The sequence below is a fragment of the Paraburkholderia sp. 22098 genome (genome assembly GCF_052045935.1).
GTDB classification, from domain to species: domain Bacteria; phylum Pseudomonadota; class Gammaproteobacteria; order Burkholderiales; family Burkholderiaceae; genus Paraburkholderia; species Paraburkholderia caledonica.
The window spans coordinates 455,901-470,389 of record NZ_JBQEPV010000003.1; the positions used below are offsets into that span (position 1 = coordinate 455,901).

General features: G+C 63.2%; 14 protein-coding genes. 4 read left to right on the plus strand and 10 right to left on the minus strand.

Annotated elements, in window-relative coordinates:
* Nucleotides 1–66: 66 nt before the first annotated feature.
* The 3 genes from ACTJLB_RS08730 to ACTJLB_RS08740 all read right to left on the minus strand — a co-directional run bounded on the left by ACTJLB_RS08730 (nt 67) and on the right by ACTJLB_RS08740 (nt 3,820).
* Complete coding sequence (locus tag ACTJLB_RS08730; RefSeq protein WP_020071292.1) at nt 67–636, minus strand: barstar family protein; 570 nt, start codon at nt 634–636, stop codon at nt 67–69.
* A 7-nt stretch (nt 637–643) separates the two neighbouring features.
* Nucleotides 644–1,060, minus strand: a complete 417-nt coding sequence (locus ACTJLB_RS08735) for a ribonuclease (RefSeq protein WP_440783029.1) — start codon at nt 1,058–1,060, stop codon at nt 644–646.
* A gap of 420 nt (nt 1,061–1,480) precedes the next feature.
* A complete protein-coding gene (locus ACTJLB_RS08740) occupies nt 1,481–3,820 on the minus strand; it encodes an NADP-dependent malic enzyme (protein WP_020071290.1) in 2,340 nt (779 codons plus the stop codon).
* A 96-nt stretch (nt 3,821–3,916) separates the two neighbouring features.
* Between ACTJLB_RS08740 and thiL the strand changes: the two genes are divergently transcribed.
* Genes thiL through ACTJLB_RS08760 form a run of 4 tightly spaced genes read left to right on the plus strand, consistent with a single transcriptional unit; the run spans nt 3,917 to nt 6,530 of the window.
* Nucleotides 3,917–4,915, plus strand: coding sequence for a thiamine-phosphate kinase (gene thiL / locus ACTJLB_RS08745; RefSeq protein ID WP_440783031.1), 999 nt, complete (start codon nt 3,917–3,919; stop codon nt 4,913–4,915).
* Nucleotides 4,905–5,462 carry a phosphatidylglycerophosphatase A family protein gene (locus ACTJLB_RS08750; protein WP_020071288.1) on the plus strand — a complete coding sequence of 186 codons (558 nt, stop codon included), beginning with the start codon at nt 4,905–4,907 and terminating at the stop codon, nt 5,460–5,462. The genes thiL and ACTJLB_RS08750 overlap by 11 nt, the downstream gene beginning before the upstream one ends.
* A 28-nt stretch (nt 5,463–5,490) precedes the next feature.
* Complete coding sequence (locus ACTJLB_RS08755; RefSeq protein ID WP_088175741.1) at nt 5,491–5,991, plus strand: CinA family protein; 501 nt, start codon at nt 5,491–5,493, stop codon at nt 5,989–5,991.
* Nucleotides 5,992–6,014: 23 nt separating this feature from the next.
* Complete coding sequence (locus tag ACTJLB_RS08760) at nt 6,015–6,530, plus strand: cupin domain-containing protein (RefSeq protein ID WP_288825097.1); 516 nt, start codon at nt 6,015–6,017, stop codon at nt 6,528–6,530.
* A 30-nt stretch (nt 6,531–6,560) separates the two neighbouring features.
* Here the strand turns inward: ACTJLB_RS08760 and pyrF are convergent, their stop codons facing one another.
* From pyrF to ACTJLB_RS08795, 7 genes are all read right to left on the minus strand, one after another.
* Nucleotides 6,561–7,376, minus strand: coding sequence for an orotidine-5'-phosphate decarboxylase (gene pyrF / locus ACTJLB_RS08765; RefSeq protein WP_020071285.1), 816 nt, complete (start codon nt 7,374–7,376; stop codon nt 6,561–6,563).
* Between the two features lie 152 nt (nt 7,377–7,528).
* Nucleotides 7,529–8,599 carry an aldose 1-epimerase gene (locus ACTJLB_RS08770; protein ID WP_027779677.1) on the minus strand — a complete coding sequence of 357 codons (1,071 nt, stop codon included), beginning with the start codon at nt 8,597–8,599 and terminating at the stop codon, nt 7,529–7,531.
* Between the two features lie 207 nt (nt 8,600–8,806).
* Nucleotides 8,807–9,730, minus strand: a complete 924-nt coding sequence (locus ACTJLB_RS08775) for an SMP-30/gluconolactonase/LRE family protein (protein ID WP_440783032.1) — start codon at nt 9,728–9,730, stop codon at nt 8,807–8,809.
* Nucleotides 9,727–10,527, minus strand: a complete 801-nt coding sequence (locus ACTJLB_RS08780; RefSeq protein WP_020071282.1) for an SDR family NAD(P)-dependent oxidoreductase — start codon at nt 10,525–10,527, stop codon at nt 9,727–9,729. The genes ACTJLB_RS08775 and ACTJLB_RS08780 overlap by 4 nt, the downstream gene beginning before the upstream one ends.
* Before the next feature lie 38 nt (nt 10,528–10,565).
* Nucleotides 10,566–11,582, minus strand: a complete 1,017-nt coding sequence (araH, locus tag ACTJLB_RS08785; RefSeq protein ID WP_006051875.1) for an L-arabinose ABC transporter permease AraH — start codon at nt 11,580–11,582, stop codon at nt 10,566–10,568.
* Nucleotides 11,583–11,635: 53 nt separating this feature from the next.
* Nucleotides 11,636–13,174, minus strand: a complete 1,539-nt coding sequence (gene araG / locus ACTJLB_RS08790; RefSeq protein WP_027779674.1) for an L-arabinose ABC transporter ATP-binding protein AraG — start codon at nt 13,172–13,174, stop codon at nt 11,636–11,638.
* Nucleotides 13,175–13,330: 156 nt separating this feature from the next.
* Nucleotides 13,331–14,329, minus strand: coding sequence for an arabinose ABC transporter substrate-binding protein (locus ACTJLB_RS08795; RefSeq protein ID WP_020071279.1), 999 nt, complete (start codon nt 14,327–14,329; stop codon nt 13,331–13,333).
* Between the last annotated feature and the right edge of the window lie 160 nt (nt 14,330–14,489).

The window sequence follows — 14,489 nt, forward strand, 5'->3', positions numbered from 1 at the left end:
GCCCGCCAGTTGGCGGGCCTTTGCGATTCCGGCTGTGGCCGAACTCAGAAGTCCGGTTCAAAGCATTCAGGCGAACGAATAAAAGACGCGGAACGCAACCTTGCGCTCGGCCCAGAATTCGGCCGCTTCGCGAAACACGTCGAGCAGCGTCTCTCGCCCTTCCTTGTCGAATTTCTGCGCGACGGGCAATTGCTCGAGCACGATCACGAAGCCAGGCTGGGCACCGGCCTTGTGGACCAGGTCGGTCAGGCAATCGTAGAGCGCGTCATAATTCTTGCCGAAATGTTTCGGAAACAGGAACGATGTAGCGATGGTTTCCAGGACTTCCTGCTTGGACTGCGCGTTTGCGCAATACGCGTAGAGAAAGTGCTGTCCGAGTCGATTCGCCTCGTCGGCGAGATCCTGAACGCGAAACGCGCGGATCGACTGTACGATGTTCGGTCGTACGGTCTTGAAAAGACTCATGGGCTCCTCGTTCGATGAAACCACACTGTCAGCTTCGCTCCGGTTCTCACGGCCCTGCTCGCCGGCGCGCATCTTCATGACGCGCTGGAAAAGATTGCCGTCGCCGGCCGCGAAAAGATCCGTCGCGACTCCGGTGTCGTGCGCGTAGACGTTGTCGCTCATGCCGTTCATCCCGATGTCATTCAACAATACGATTAAAACTGGTGTAATGGTCGTCCGAGTAGTAACAATTGTCGGTGCGCTTCAGCGGACCTCCGCAGACGATGCGACGCGCCCCGCGACTACGTGAACGAGGCGTGGGAACGGTGTATTCGTGGTAAAAGCCGCGCCGGTTGGGCGGCAGCAACCGTTCGCGGTTGCCGAACACGACGCCGTCCTTTTCATACGGGTAAGGCCCGCCAGCGGCAATCAAGTTCAATGTATTGACCGCTTCGCGGGGCAACTGCGCCGCCGCAATGGTGCCTTGGCCCTGTGCATTCGTGCCGGCGGGTGCCGGGTAATTGCGCGCGATGGCGTGAGGCACGGGGCCGCAGAAAACGCACAGCGCAATAGCACTGATCAGCACGCCCTTGATGCGCTGCCATCTGCGTGCCATTACCAAGTTTCCCGGCTGTTAGATCACGAGTTTTACGACCATGAAAGTCGTAAGGGTATCGCTAATGGTCCCCGGAATCAACGTTCGCCGGAGTCGCAAAATGATCCGATTCGACGTGAAAGCCCCACCAGCAGTGCTTTGACGACTTTTGACACAAAATTTATCCAATGCGCGCTAACATTAGCTCAACCAAGCAAAAGACGCGGCAACACCGGCTTTTCCACACGGAATGCCGGGCGCTGAGTTCTTGCAAGGAAGTCTGTTGTTTGCCGTTTTGGGCGGCTATCCCCTGTTCGCCCTAAGGCGTGCCCGTTGCGGGCACGCCTTTTTTTTCGTTGGACGAGGCCGACAGGAGCCGCCGGCAAGTTTCTCCGCCAACTACGCCGACGGAAGCCGGCGCAGGTCAGCGTAGACGGACCCTCAGCGGGCCGCGATCACATCCGCAACCAGCAGCGCCGTCATGTTGACGATGCGTCGAACCGTCGCGGAGGCCGTCAGCACGTGCACGGGCTTTGCCGCGCCCAGCAGCATCGGGCCAATGGCGATGTTGTTGCCCGCCGCCGTCTTCAGCAGGTTGTACGAGATGTTGGCGGCGTCGATGTTCGGCAGCACCAGCAGGTTGGCATCGCCTTCCAGCGTCGAGTCGGGCAGCACTTCACGGCGCAGATTCGCGTCGAGCGCGACGTCGCCGTGCATTTCACCATCAACCTGCAATTCGGGCGCGCGTTCTTGCAGGATCGCGAGCGTATCGCGCATTTTCTGCGCGGTCGGCGCATTGCTCGAACCGAAATTCGAGTGCGACACCAGCGCGACCTTCGGCTCGATGCCGAAGCGGCGCACTTCCTCGGCGGCCATGATCGTGATCTCGGCCAGCTGCTCCGGCGTCGGGTCCACGTTCACGTGCGTATCGACCAGGAAAATCTGGCGATTCGGCAGCACCAGCGCGTTCATCGCGGCATACACGGCGCAGCCTTCGCGCTTGCCGATCACCTGGTCGATAAAGTGCAGGTGGCGGTGCGTCGTGCTGATCGTGCCGCAGATCATGCCGTCCGCCTCGCCTTTTCTGACCAGCATCGCACCGATCAGTGTCGTGCGGCGGCGCATTTCGAGCTTGGCCATCTGCGCGGTGATGCCCTTGCGGGACATCATCTTGTAATACTCCTGCCAGAAGTCGCGATAACGCTCGTCATGGTCCGTATTGACGACCGTGTAATCCTGACCCGCGACGAGACGCAGACCGTAGCGCGCAATGCGCTGCTCGATCACGGCCGGGCGGCCAATCAGGATCGGCTTGGCCAGCTTTTCGTCGACGATGATCTGCATGGCGCGCAACACGCGCTCTTCTTCGCCTTCCGCGAACACAATGCGCTTCTTCTCCGGCTCGACGCCGCGCGCCAACTGGAAGATCGGCTTCATCGTCGTGCCGCTGTGATACACGAACTGCTGCAGATGCTGCTCGTATGCGTCCATGTCCTCGATCGGACGCTCGGCGACGCCCGAATCCATCGCGGCCTTCGCCACCGCGGGCGCGACTTTGACGATCAGACGCGGGTCGAACGGCTTCGGAATCAGGTATTCCGGACCGAACGAAAGATCCTGAATGCCGTAAGCCGTCGCGACGATGTCGCTCTGCTCCTGGCGCGCCAGTTCGGCAATCGCATTGACCGCGGCGATTTCCATTTCCCGCGTGACCGTGGTCGCGCCCGCGTCCAGTGCGCCGCGGAACAGGAACGGGAACACCAGCACGTTGTTCACCTGGTTCGGATAGTCGGTGCGGCCCGTGCACAGCACGGCGTCCGGACGCACTTCGAGCGCCAGTTCCGGCAGGATTTCGGGCGTCGGGTTAGCGAGCGCCAGAATCAGCGGCCGTTCTGCCATCTGCTTGACCATCTCCTGCTTGAGCACGCCGCCCGCAGACAGGCCGAGGAACACGTCTGCGCCGCCGATTGCCTCTGCGAGCGTGCGTGCCTCGGTGTCACGCGCGAAGCGTTCCTTGTCCGGGTCCATCAGTTCGACGCGGCCCTTGTAGACCACGCCGGCCAGATCCGTGACCGTGATGTTTTCGAGCGGCAGCCCGATATCGACCAGCAGATCCAGACAGGCCAGCGCCGCTGCGCCCGCGCCGGAGGAGACCAGCTTGACGTCCTTGATGTCCTTGCCGACGACCTTCAAGCCGTTCGTGATCGCCGCCGCAACGACGATGGCCGTGCCGTGCTGATCGTCGTGGAAGACCGGAATCTTCATGCGCTTGCGACATTCGCGTTCCACGATAAAGCAGTCCGGCGCCTTGATGTCTTCGAGATTGATACCGCCGAAAGTCGGCTCGAGCGCCGCAATCACGTCGACGAGCTTGTGCGGATCGGACTCGTTCAACTCGATATCGAACACGTCGATGCCGGCGAACTTTTTGAACAGCACCGCCTTACCTTCCATGACCGGCTTGGATGCGAGCGGGCCGATATTGCCCAGGCCGAGCACCGCCGTGCCGTTCGTCACGACGCCGACCAGGTTGCTGCGCGCCGTGAAGCGCGCGGCATTCAGCGGGTTCTCGACGATTTCTTCACACGCGAACGCGACACCTGGCGAGTACGCCAGCGCGAGGTCGCGCTGGTTGATCATCTGCTTGGTGGGGGCGATTGCGATCTTCCCGGGGGTCGGAAATTCGTGGTAATCGAGGGCGGCTTCGCGGAGTTTGCTATTGACGGGAGTCGACATAAGGCGGGCTTCGAAGTGCGGATTAGAATAGATGTTCGACGGCATTGTAGCCCCAATTGCCGGCCCGATTCCTTCAATACGGGTACAACTGCCGAGACTGAAACGTAGCGAAAGGCAGTCGTCCCTTCACTTTTCCTCACAATGCTTTCAGAGTTTTCGCTGATTGAACGTTTCTTCGCGCGCCGCGCAGCGGGCGAGGCGTCGGCGGCCCCGAGCGGTTCGCTCGGCATCGGTGACGACTGCGCGCTGCTCGCGCCGCGCGCGGGCGAAATGCTGGCGATTTCGACAGACATGCTCGTGGAAGGCCGCCACTTCTTCGCGGATGTCGATCCCGAGGCGCTCGGTCACAAGGCGCTCGCCGTCAATCTGTCGGACCTGGCCGCGATGGGCGCGCAACCGCAGGCGTTCACGCTTGCGTTCTCCTTGCCCAGGGCCGATGAAACGTGGCTCGCCGCATTTAGCGAAGGACTCTTCGCGCTCGCCGAACGGCATGGCTGCGCGCTGATCGGCGGCGACACGACCGGCGGCCCGCTGAACCTGTGCATCACCGTGTTCGGCAGCGTGCCGCCGCACGCCGCGCTGCGCCGCGACGCCGCTCGGGCAGGCGACGACATCTGGGTGTCGGGCACCCTCGGCGACGCGCGCGCAGGCCTCGGCATCCAGCGCGGCGAGTGGACCGCCGATGCCGACGACGCCGCGGCGTTTCGCCGCGCGCTCGAACGCCCGGAGCCGCGCGTCGCGCTCGGGTTGGCGCTGCGCGGCGTCGCCCATGCGGCGCTGGATATCTCGGATGGGCTCGCCGGCGACCTGAAGCACATTCTCGATCGTTCGAAGATGCGGGCCACCGTCGACGCCGACGCAGTGCCGCGTTCGTCCGCACTGCGCAGGCTGCCGCTCGACACGCAGCGGCGCTGCACGCTCGCGGGCGGCGACGACTACGAGTTGTGCTTTACCGCGCCGCCGGCCGCGCGCGACGCCGTTCAGGCCGCCGGCCACAAGGCGGGCGTGCCCGTCACGCGCATCGGTACAATAAGCGCTCTCCAAACGGCGGCCGACCGCCCGGCGATCGACTGGCGCGACTCTGCCGGCGCGCCGCTCTCCCTGACGTTGCAAGGCTTCGACCACTTTCATGCAGACTGATCGCCCGCTCACGCCCGCCGACAATCTTGTCGGCGGTCAGCCGCCCAAGCCGCAGCGCCCTCAGCCGCGCCGCGCGACCGCGCGCTTCATGCTGTCGCACCCGCTGCACATTCTGTCGCTCGGTTTCGGCAGCGGCTTGTCGCCCATCGCGCCCGGCACAATCGGCACGTTGTTCGCGTGGGCCTCGTTTGCCGTGTTCAGCCGCTATCTGACCGTGATCGAGTGGGGCGTGCTGATCGGCGTCGGCTTCGTGGGCGGCATTGCGATTTGCGGCTTTACCGCCAGGAAACTCGGCACTGACGACCCATCGCCGGTCGTGTGGGACGAAATCGTCGCCTTCTGGCTCGTGCTGCTGATGGTCACGCCGGTCACGCTGACAGGCCAGTTCTGGGCGTTCATCGTGTTCCGCTTTTTCGACATGGTGAAGCCGCCGCCCATCAGCTATTTCGATCGCCGGCTGAAAGGCGGTTTTGGCATCATGTTCGACGACCTCGTTGCCGCGTTTTTCACCTTGCTCGTGATTGCGCTCTGGCGCATGTCCGTTTAACCGCTCCGCCCCGTTCCGGATTGACGCCATGCCTACCGATTCCGTCGTTCACCAGCTCGCGATCCGCGTGAGCAACCGCCTGCGCGACGAGCGTCTGATGCTCGTCACTGCCGAGTCGTGCACGGGCGGCATGGTCGCGACCGCGATCACCGACATCTCAGGCAGCAGCGGCTGGTTCGAGCGCGGCTTCGTCACGTATTCGAATCAGGCCAAGAGTGAAATGATCGGCGTGCCCGCGGACATGATCGACAAGTACGGCGCGGTCAGCGAGCAGGTGGCGCGCGCGATGGCGGAAGGCGCGCTGCGCAACAGCCGCGCCCAGGTATCGTTGTCGATCACGGGCGTCGCCGGGCCGGGCGGCGGCACGGAGACCAAGCCGGTCGGCATGGTGTCGTTCGGCTGGAGCAACCGGCTGCATACGTCGGTCGAGACGAAGATTTTCAAGGGCGACCGCGAACAGATTCGCGTGCAGGCTGCAGCGCACGCGCTGCGCGGCGTGCTCGCGCTGCTCGACGAGCGCGAACATTGAGTTTGGTTGAAGGCGGGAAGACGATGTCCGATTCGCACGCAGCCAGAGACGAACTGATCCGTCGCTTCGATCTGAAGCCGCATCCGGAAGGCGGATTTTTCAGCGAGACCTACCGGTCGGCGGAGCGCGTGAGCCGCGCGGGCGGGTCGGCCGAAACGCGTTCGGCGTCGACGGCGATCTACTATCTGTTATGCGATGGTGCGCATTCGGCGTGGCACCGGATCAAGTCCGACGAGGTCTGGCATTTCTATGCGGGCGAACCGCTGCACGTTCACGTGCTTGACGAGTCGGGCGCCCTCGTTACACATCGGCTCGGCAACGCGTTGACTCATCGCGGCACGGTGTTTCAGGCTGTGGTGCCCGCCGGTTTGTGGTTCGCCGCCGAATGCGCGGATCCGGCGACGTTCGCGCTCGTGGGCTGCACGGTAGCGCCCGGTTTCGAGTTCAGTGAATTCGAACTTGCGGATGTGGATGCGTTGAAAGCGCAATACCCGCAGCATGCCGCGCACATCGAGCGGCTTGGGCCGGCTGCGGACTAAGCCAGCCCATGCACCAACTCACTCCGCGATTCAACGGAATGCGTTGATCCGGTCGCGCGTCTCCATGGCGGCCTTCGCTGCCGCTTGAGCGAAATCCTCGCCCTTGCCTGCGTAGATGATCGCGCGCGACGAGTTGATCAGCATGCCCGTGCCGTTGGCGGTGCGGCCCGCGTTCACGGTCGCCTGCACGTCGCCGCCCTGCGCGCCGATGCCGGGAATCAGCAGTGGCATATCGCCGACAATTCCGCGCACCACTTCGATTTCCTTCGGGAAAGTCGCGCCGACCACGAGAGCCAACTGACCGCTCGCATTCCACTTTTCCGCCGCCAGTTGCGCGACGACCTGATACAGCGGACGGCCCCCCGTTTCCAGGAATTGCAGGTCGGAGCCGCCCGCGTTCGACGTGCGGCACAGTACGATCACGCCTTTGCCTTCATGCTGCAAATACGGCTCGATCGAATCGAAGCCCATGTACGGATTCACCGTCACTGCGTCCGCCTGGTAGCGTTCGAACGCCTCACGCGCATATTGCTCCGCAGTGCTGCCGATGTCGCCGCGCTTCGCGTCGAGAATGACCGGCAAGCCCGGATGATGTGCGTGAATGTGCGCGATCAGCTGCTCGAGCTGGTCTTCCGCGCGATGCGCCGCGAAGTAGGCGATTTGCGGTTTGAACGACGACGCGTACGGTGCAGTCGCGTCGACGATCTCGCGGCAGAAGTCGAAGATCGCGTCGGCGCGACCGGCGAGCGCGCCCGGAAACTTGCTGGGCTCCGGATCGAGGCCGACGCACAGCAGCGAGTTCGTGCGCTGCCACGCGTCGTTGAGTGTCTGGATGAAGTTGGACATGGTGAGTCTCGCGGCGAGCCGGTAGTCGGAAGAGGCGCGTATTTTACCTGTCCGGCGTGGGCGGCGCGGCTCGCCTCGCTTCACTCGCTTCACTGTCCATCGCTCCGTCCAGCGCGAGCCCTTCGAGACTTCGCGAGCGACCGGACCGCGCTCTATTGCCGACGCCGCGATCCTCGCGCGCCCGGCATCGAACGCAAACCGGTACGTTCAACGGTAAAGCGGAACGTCCGCACGAGTTGCTCGCCACACCCAAGCAACGTCATGCCGTTTTCGCATGCGCCGCCGGCAAGATTCATCGCGTTGATCGGATGATCGACGGGCTCGAAGCAGAAGAAATCCTCGCCAGGAGGCGTGTACAGCACGTAGTAATCGGTGTCGGCGGCAATGTTCAGCGACAGCCGGCGCTTGGGCCACACCACGGCCGCCTGCCCGCTCCACCCAGTGAATGCATGATTGACGATGGTTTCCGGCAGCGGATAAGCGACGCCGAACTGCCACGCCGGCGGCGCCTGCACGTGGCGGACCGGCAGCCAGTCGTCGCCGGCGAGCCATAGACCGCCTGCCGCAGCCGACAGTTCGGTGTCGGCGTCGCGCACGAAAAACGGATGCACGCCGAGCCCAAAAGGCAACGCCTCGCGGCCCGCGTTCTCGATTTCGAGCGTGATGACGAGCGACGGGCCGTCCAGCTTGTAGGTCTGAGCCGCGCGAAACGCGTACGGCTTGCCGTCACGGCGATCGAGCGTCAGCCGCACATTCTCCCGGTCTGAATCGACGACATGCCACGCCGACTGCCAGCCGTCGCCGTGAATTGGAAACGGCTCGTCCGCGCGATTGCACGCCACGTCGACGCGCCGCCCTGCGAAATTGAAGTGCCCGCCGCCGATACGGTTCGAATACGGCAGCAGCGGATAACAGGCGAGTTCGTTCGGTTGCGTGTCGGCGGCAACATGGCGGCAGCGACGGAAAATCGGCGTGAGCGCGCCGTCGTCGCGCCAGTCGAAGCGCGTGATTCCGCCACCCAGCGTTGGCGCAACGTCGAGACGCAAATGCGCATTGGCGAGCGTAATGCACGCGACGTCGCCGGCCGAGGTCTCACCGACCGCTACCGCCGACGTGCTCGGCCCCGGCAACACCGGATTGGCCGCCGCCGCGAGTCGCGAGCGCCGGCTCTGAGCACTTTGTGATGTTTGGGACGAGGCGGAAACAGGATTCGCAACAGTCATATCTGCTCCTTCGAGAGGCTGGGACGTTGCCGTCTTGGCTGACGGGTGCTGTCGGGCGATTTTCTTGAACAGGTCGCCTCTGGTCCAAACTGCTTGCTGCCGTTTTGCGCGGAATGCCCGGTTGTTGCTGGTTTCTGTCAAGCACGGCTCGACTGCAGCCGCGCGCTTCCGGTCACTGCATCGACTGCGAAGCTGCGTCATTCTGCGCTACGCTGGCGCGCCCTGGAACACCGGCTCCGGCAAACCGCGCCGCGCAGGTGTCGCGATAAACACGCCGCCCGCCCGCAAATCGCCGGCGAGCGCCGCTGCGTCGAGACCGACGCGCGCACTCGTGATGTACAGCGTGCCCAGTTGCGCGCCGCCGAGCGCGACGCAACTCGGCTGCGCCGTGGGCACTTCCACGCGCTCCGTTTCGACACCGTCGGCGCCGTAACGCACGACGCGTCTGCCGCCCCATTGCGCGTTCCACAAGCCGCCATCGCGATCGACAGTCGAGCCGTCGGGCTCGCCAGTGGCGTCGGCGAGGCGCACGAACAGCCGGTCGTTGGCGATGCCGCCGTCCGCACGATAGTCGCACGCGCGGATCTCACGCGTGGGCGAGTCGCAGAAATACATCGTCGCGCCGTCGGGACTGAACGCGATGCTGTTGGAAATGGCCGGCGCGGGCAGCGGCAGACGCACCAGCGACAGGTCGTGATTGAGCCGGTAGAACCCGCCGATCGCCTGCAACGGCGAGCCTTCGTCTTTCGTCCCGAACACGAAACGGCCTTGACGATCGCAGCGGCCGTCGTTCACCCGCGTGTTCATGCCCGCTTCCACATCGACGATGTGCCGCGTCTGTCCCGTCGCAATGTCGAAAAAGGCCAGCTGCGAGGCAAGGCCAAGCAACAGGTAATGCGGATCGGCACACAGCGCGAACGTGGCGAGACGCTCGGGCATCGGCCAGAAAGTGCTGCGGCCGTCGCTCGGGTCGTAGCGCCACAAACGCGCGCCTTCGATATCCGTCCAGTAGAAGCGGCCGGTTCTCGCGCACCATGTCGCGCCTTCGCCCAACGTGCACTTGGTGTCGAGCAGCAGCGCCGCGCTTTTCGCAGGTTGCGCACCGGCGTGTGAGCGCGCGCTTGCCGTCATGCCCAGCCTCCGTCCACGACGATGTCCTGCGCGGTGATCATTCTGCTGTCGTCGGCGGCGAGGAACAGCGCCATGCGGGCGAGGTCGTCCGGCATGAGTTCCGCGTCGATGCACTGCCCTTCCTTGATCGCACGGCGGCCCGCGTCGTCGAGCCACAGGCGTTTCTGCTTTTCCGTCATCACCCAGCCCGGCACCAGCGTGTTCACGCGAATGTTGAAGTGCCCCAGGTCACGCGCGAGACCGCGGGTCAAACCCTGCACCGCCGATTTCGACATCACGTACACCGGATAACCGCCGTTCTTCAACATCCAGCTAATCGAGCCGAGATTGATGATCGAACCGCTGTTCGCCGCTTTCATGTCTTCCATCACCGCTTGCGCGGCAAAGAACTGGTGACGGATGTTCACCGCGATGCCCGCGTCGAACGATTCGCGCGTGACTTCGCCAATCGTGTGACGCTTGTCGTTCGCTGCATTGTTCACGAGCGCCTGGATTGGGCCGAGGGCGGCTTTCACGTCGGCAATCGCTTTTTGCAGCGCGTCGACGTCGGTCAGATCGCAGGGCAGGAAAAGCGGCTTGTGCTTCGAGTCGCCGAGTTCGTCCGCCAGCGCTTCGCCCGCGGTTGCGTCGATATCGAAGAACGCAACGCGCGCGCCTTGCGCCGCGAAATGCTCGACAAACGATGCGCCGATTCCGGTCGCGCCGCCCGTAATCAACACCGTGCGGTCCACAAGACTAGGGTAGCGCGCGAATGCGCTGTTCGCGAGACGCTCGTTTGCATTGGCCGGAGACGACATCGTTCGATTCCTTTTAGAGCGAGATGATTAAGCCGGGATTAGTCGCGCGAACCGCGGTTCTTCAACTGGTCGAGCAGCACGGCGGCGAGCAGGATCGCGCCACGCACGAGGTACTGATAGAACGCGTCGATGTTCATCAGGTTCATCACGTTCTCGACGGTGCCCATGATCAGCACGCCGATCACGACGCCGGAGATCGTCGCACGGCCGCCGAGCAGCGACACGCCGCCGAGCACGCACGCCGAGATCACGTTCAGTTCGAAGCCTTGCGCGGCATTCGGCTGTCCCGACGTGATCCGCGACGCCAGGATCACACCTGCGAGCGCGGTGACGGCGCCCTGAATCAGGAAGATGTACACGCGCGTGCGCTCGACGTTGATACCCGCGAGCCGCGACGCTTCCGGATTGCCGCCGATGGCAAGCGTGTTGCGGCCATACACGGTCTGATTCAGCATCACGCCGAACACGATGAAGCACAGCAGCGTGACCCAGATCGGCAGCGACACGCCGAAGAAGCTCAAGCCGCCCAGCGCAATGAACGTATCCGACGACACACCCACCGCCTGACCGTGCGACACGATAAAGCCGAGGCCACGCACGATTTCCATCGTTGCGAGCGTGGTGATCAGTGCGTTGATGCGCAGATACGCGATCACCGCGCCGTTGACAAAGCCGATCACCGCGCCGGCCGCCACTGCGGCAACGATCGCGATAAACGTATTATCGGTCGCGTTGAGCACCATCGCGCACAACACGCCGGCAAACGCGACGGTCGATCCGATCGACAAGTCGAAATCTCGCGACGCGAGACAGAACATCATCGTGCACGCGACCATGCCGATCTGCGAAATGGACAGCGCGAGGCCGAGCATGTTCTCGATCGAGAAGAAGTGGTCGACGGTCAGCGACATCGTCACGAACATCACCACGAAGATCAGGATCAGGCTGTACTCGGTGATTTGCTGCCACCACTTCGCCTTGTCGCTCGTCTGCGGGATCAGCGCCTCAGCCGCGCTCTTGGCGGCCTGTTGCGCGAGGTTTTCTCTAGCTTGCATGATGAAGACTCCTCCCGTTCCCCACGGGTTGCCGGACTTTCGTCCAATGATGTTCAGGCCGCCTGTTGAGCGGCGGTTCCGGTTGCGGGCAGTGCGGTCGAGCTTTGCGGCAATGCGAGGCTCAACACCGCTTGTTCCGTTGCATCCTTGCGCGACAGTTCGCCGGCAATGCGGCCCTGGCGCATCACGACGATGCGGTCGGACACGCCCAGCACTTCGGGCAGTTCCGACGAAATCATCACGATCGCGCAGCCGCGTTCCGCAAGCTGGTAAATCACGTTATAAATTTCGTGCTTCGCGCCCACGTCGATGCCGCGAGTCGGTTCGTCCAGAATCACGACCTTCAGATCGGGTTCGGCGAGCCAGCGCGACAGAATCGCCTTCTGCTGATTGCCGCCCGAAAGAAAGCGGATCTTCTGGCGGCGGCTCGGCGTCTTGATCTTCAGCAGCTTGATGAAGCGGTCCGCGGTTTCCGCTTCCTTCTTGCGATCGAGGAAGATGCCCGCGCGCAGATAGTGACGGCGGCAACTGATGTTGATGTTCTCCGACACCGTCGCCATCGCGACAATGCCTTCTTCCTTGCGATCTTCCGGACACAGTACGATGCCGTGGCGAATCGCTTCGCCGGCGCTTTTCACTCGAATGGTCTTGCCGTCGAGCACCAGTTCGCCGCCCTTCTTATGCTCCGTGCCGTAGACGAGATGCATCAGTTCGCTGCGGCCTGCGCCCACCAGACCGAAGAAGCCGACAATTTCGCCGCGCCGCACTTCGAAGCTGGCCGGCTGCGAAAGCGCATGGCCTTCGATCGCCTTCGCCGCGAAACGCACTTCGCCGAGCGGCCGCTCCGAATAGTTATAAATATCCGAGATCTCACGCCCGACCATTTCGCTGACGATGGTGTCGCGCGACACGCCTTCGAGCGTCGGATGCGAAGCGATCTTGCGACCGTCACGGAAAATCGTGCACGCGTCGCAGAGTTCGTAAATTTCGTCCATGCGATGCGAGATGTAGATCATCGCGCGGTTGTCGGCGCGCAGATCGCGCACCAGCTTGAACAGCACTTCAGTTTCGCGATGCGACAGCGAACTGGTCGGTTCGTCGAGCGCGATCACGCGAGCGTTGCGCAGCAATGCCTTGCAGATTTCGACCATCTGCCGTTGCGCGATGGAGAGCTTGCGCAGCTTCGCGTTCGGATCGAGCGCGACGCCCATTGCTTCAAGGCGCTCACGCACGAAGCGCTTCGCATCGCGCTTGTTGACCCAGCCGAACGAATTCGGCAACTGGCCGAGCAGCAGATTTTCCGCGACGGTCAGATCGGGCACGTACTGCAATTCCTGGTGAATCACCGCGATACCCGCCGCGATCGACGAAGCCGCGCTCGTAAAGCGCACTTCCTTTCCGTCGATCATCACGCGGCCCGAGTCGGGCTGATATTCACCGCCGAGTATCTTCAGCAGGGTCGATTTCCCTGCGCCGTTTTCGCCCATCAGGCCGTGCACCTGGCCGACGTTGACGTCGAAGGACACACCGTCGAGCGCGCGCACGCCTGGAAAGACTTTGCCGATATTGTCAAAACGTAGCGTCGCTGACACTTCGCCTCCTCGCTGTTTCATCTCGACCGCGCCTCGCTGGGTGTCGTAGTTCGACACCTGCAACGCACGGCCTATGTCCTGTTGCTCATGTTCCGTTTCAGTTGCCGGCGCGCGCACCGTAAGCGACGCGCCGGCAATCCTTCATTGCAGCGCGCGTTACTTCGAAGCAAGCCCCATCTTCTCGCGCACTTCACCGACGTTCTCACGCGTGGCCAGCATGCCGGTCGTCAGCGTGAGCGGGGGCGGCGCCTTGCCTTGCGTGATCCAGTCGTACATCAGCGTCGCTGTTTCTTCGCCGTGGCGCTTCGGGCTGATGATGACCGTGCCGAAGAAGCCCGTCGGGTTCGGCTTCTTGAACTCGTTCAACGCCGAATCCGAACCGCCGATACCGATGCCGATCATGTTGTCGGCCTTGAAGCCGCGCCCTTCCGCTGCGCGGACCGCGCCGAGCACGCCTTCGTCGTTCAGCGCGTACGCGACCCAGTGCTTGAACTGCGGGTTCTTCGTCAGCGCAATGTTGGCGGCGTTGAACGCGTTTTCCGTGTCGGTCTTCGCTTGCGGCGCGGCGATCACGTTCGCTTTCGGGAAGCCGGCGGCGAGCAGCGCGTCGGTTGCGCCGCTCGTGCGGTCATGCGCGGTCGGCAGTTGTTCGTAGGTCACGTCGATTGCGCCCACGTCCTTCATGTCCCAGCCGCGCTTCTTGATTTCTGCAGCCAGACCGTCGCCGACCTGCTTGCCGATGTTGTACGCCGAGATGCCCATGTGCGGCACCGACGCGATCGGCTTGCCCGCGCCGTCGACCAGGCGGTCGTCCACCGTCATCATCTTCAGGCCGTCGGCTTTCGCTTTGGCGACGATGCCCGGTCCGAGCTTCACGTCAGGCGTGCAGATCACGAAGCCTTGCGCCTTCTGCGCCGACAGGTTGTCGATCGCGCTCATCACTTTCTCGCCCGACGGCGCGCCGATCTTCACCAGCGTGAAGCCCTTTTCCTTGGCGGCAATTTCGGCGAACTTCCACTCGTCCTGGAACCACGGTTCTTCCGGCTGCTTGACGAGGAAACCGATCTTGACCGGATCGGCGGCTTGCGCGACCGGTGCGTTGAAGACCACACCCGCCGCCGCTGCTGCCAGCGTGAGGAAAATTCTACGTTTCATGTTGCGTGTCTCCTGACTAATTGATAACGAGAAGGTATCGGCCGCGTCTTCTTGTACCGGTTGTGACACACGCGGCCAGCGCGTCGTCCGGTGAAACGGTGCTACGTTTTTCTGGTTCGCTTTGTACTGCGTTTCTTTTTTGCTTTGCTGCTTGTTTGTT